Raw genomic sequence first — 2,859 nt, 5'->3', positions numbered from 1 at the left:
ACTTACAAGTGAAAATGGAATTACCCCTGCAGCTTTTCAAATTATTGAGCTATTAAAGGAATATGAAAATTGTCATGAATACACGAGAATTAATAATGTATTAATTGGTTTTTTGAAACATGATAAAGATCGAGTGGCTGTATTAACAGAAGTAGAGCCAAATAAAAAATACGAGATCGACTACATACCAAAGCCAGACGTATATTTTTCATTATTAACACGCATCCCTTTCTTGTTGAGAGAACCGAGGGAAATAGAAGATACATTTTTCTCAAAGAGAATGACAGAAACAGAACAACAAACATTTGAGGAAAAAGATTTATCAAATAAAGACGTTATAGCGATGGAAACGTATACGAGGCCTCGGAGTAATAGAGGAGGAAAATGGGAATGTTTCTTATATTTCACTGAAGGAGAAGATTTCGTTCAAATAGATGTAGATCGTAATCGATATGACTGGGTGAGCCTCTATGCGGTTAATAAGAAATTGTATGACGTGTTAAAAATGCCGTATAAAAAATTAATTGACCCGAGACAATTTTCGTTAGGAGGTATTGAATAATGCAAGTATCAATGGGAGATGGTGGTTCTAGTGGTGGAGAAGAAGTATTAGTTAATTTTGAAGAACTACTTGATATAGTAATGAAATTAGAAAATATATATAAAATCCATGTAGATGTCATTGGGACGAATATTGAGAGTTTATTAAGCTGTGATTTTTATCAAAAAGGTGAAGCGATGAGAGTAATTGAAAAATATCCTGATATATTACACAAAACACTTGAATTTGCTGAACACTATTCTAGATCGGCGACACTTGTAAGGAACGCATGTGTAGAAATGCTTGAAAAGGACGAACAATTACGTGAAATATTAAGTAAGTTGTAGAAATCACCATACGGCTGGGGGATGAAAACGAGATGGATGTGAAATATAGACCTGAACCATGGCAAAACATGGGGGATGGTATGAATCGAATTACAAAAGATGCACTCATGAAATTACGGGACGCAAATGAATTATTAAAAAGAATTGAYGGAAGAATACGAGAATTAGACTCAGATGGTAGTATACATTTTAACCCAAAAGATCAATCGCGAAAAATCGGGGAGTTACTCGAGAGCTATTCGACATTACAAAAATATTGCGGAGAAGCAGGGCGATTGGTATCTGAACATATAGATAAACCTTTTTTAGTAGAAATGGATAAATTTGCTCAAAAAATGAGAGATACATCTATTCTCAGTTTTGAAACAAATAACCGAATTGGCTCTACAACAACGACAGTATTACCAGGTGCGCATGCAGGCTACGGAAGTGTACCACAAACAATACAGAAGAAGAAAGATAAAATAACAGTAGAAGATATTTTTAGAGATTCACCTGCATTTGATAACGTACTTAGAGAGGAATACAAAGAACTAAAAAAACAAAATCCAGATGCAAAACTAAATTATGAAGAATACAAGAAAGTAGTCCCATCCACACGAGGATTTGAATACAAATCGATAGAAGATGAACAGAAAAAACTAGAAATGGTGCGAGACATAGGAATAGGCGTAGGAATCATCATCACAACAATCCTTTGCCCACCACTCGGGGCCGCTGCCGCAGTAGTATACGGCGCTGTACAAATCAAAAGTGGTATCGACGGAGAAGACTGGGGAACACATAGGAAATTGAGCCAAGAAGAGCGGGTAGGAAACATCATTTTTGGCGGATTAGATGCAATCCCAGTTGTTGGAGCAGTAGGAAAAGGAGTAAAAGCATTCAAAGGCACGAGTGAATTAGCTGATTTAGCGAAATTATTAAAATTCAAAGAAGGAATGCCTGGTTTTAATCCAAATTTGGGTAAAAATGTGGTACAATCGCTTAAGGAAAATAATCTATTAAAAAATTTAAAAATACAAGGCTGGAAAACCGTAGATAAGATTAATGATGCGGACTATTTCATTAAAGGTCTAGTAGCAAAAGGTGTGGACTCCGTAACCCCATTCGTTAAAGGTGTAGAAATACTGCCAGATGGAAGTGTCGTTAGATCTGGAACGAACTATAGCGGGAAATTCCAAGAAGCCCATGATGCCTCAAAGGCGAGTATTCAGAGTAGGATCTCGAATTTGGAGAGTGGTGGGGTTAAGGGTACGGGTGAAGGTAGTAGGATTATTCCTGGTACTCCGGGTATTGTAACAGGAGGAAATTCTACTAAATTAGGAAAAAATATGATGACAGAAATGGGGCTTAAACGTTCAACTAAATGGAGTGGATATCAAGCACAGCATATTATTCCTTCTGAAATGGCAGATAATCTTGTAATTAAAAAGATAGGTATGAACTTTGATGACTCATCAAACGGTATTTTTCTAAGAGTACCAGATGATAATATAAGTACAATGGCTAGACATAGAGGATATCATTCTGTTTACAATGAAGTAGTTGCAAGAGCATTAAATAAAATGGATATTAACCAAAGTATTGATAGTTTACAAAAACAGGTATATGATTTGCAAAAAAATTTAAGAAAATTACAGGGGAATGGTTTACCATTGTACCCAAGCCAAGGTGCAACAGTGGAACTTTGGGAAAGAAAGCTAAAACAATTGGAAATACAAAATAAGTAAATATCAGTAAGGTGGTAAGGTGTAATGGAAAATAAAGATATTAGTTTGCTTGAAGAATTACTTTATAATACAAATAACGAGGATACAATTAGCCGAATAAAGAATATAGATAATCCAATAATCCTTCATTGTTTTGCAGCAAATTATAATTGGAATAGTGGATTTGATATACCAAATGCAATTCTTGAAAACAAAGATTGTGACTTAGGAACGGGATTACTAATGTTTCATTATGCAGACG

At 35.2% G+C, this 2,859-nt stretch carries 4 protein-coding genes; all 4 read left to right on the top strand.

Features of this window, described 5'->3' with window-relative positions:
• Nucleotides 1-562: DUF5081 family protein (locus tag AC1DJR_RS24760; protein WP_477003737.1), on the top strand; the 562-nt coding region annotated here is incomplete at its 5' end.
• Nucleotides 562-888 (top strand): MFS transporter, encoded by a 327-nt coding sequence (locus AC1DJR_RS24755; RefSeq protein WP_429688722.1) that lies wholly within the window; start codon nt 562-564, stop codon nt 886-888. The genes AC1DJR_RS24760 and AC1DJR_RS24755, both read left to right, overlap by 1 nt.
• Nucleotides 889-920: 32 nt before the next feature.
• On the top strand, nt 921-2,618 hold the full coding sequence (locus tag AC1DJR_RS24750) for an AHH domain-containing protein (protein WP_429688721.1): 1,698 nt from the start codon (nt 921-923) through the stop codon (nt 2,616-2,618).
• A 24-nt stretch (nt 2,619-2,642) separates the two neighbouring features.
• The coding region (locus tag AC1DJR_RS24745; protein ID WP_477003736.1) for a DUF4274 domain-containing protein at nt 2,643-2,859 on the top strand (217 nt) is incomplete at its 3' end.

It is taken from the genome of Bacillus sp. 05T31, assembly GCF_056396725.1.
Note: the sequence above shows the minus strand (reverse complement) of the source record. Positions and strands in the feature narration are given on the sequence as shown.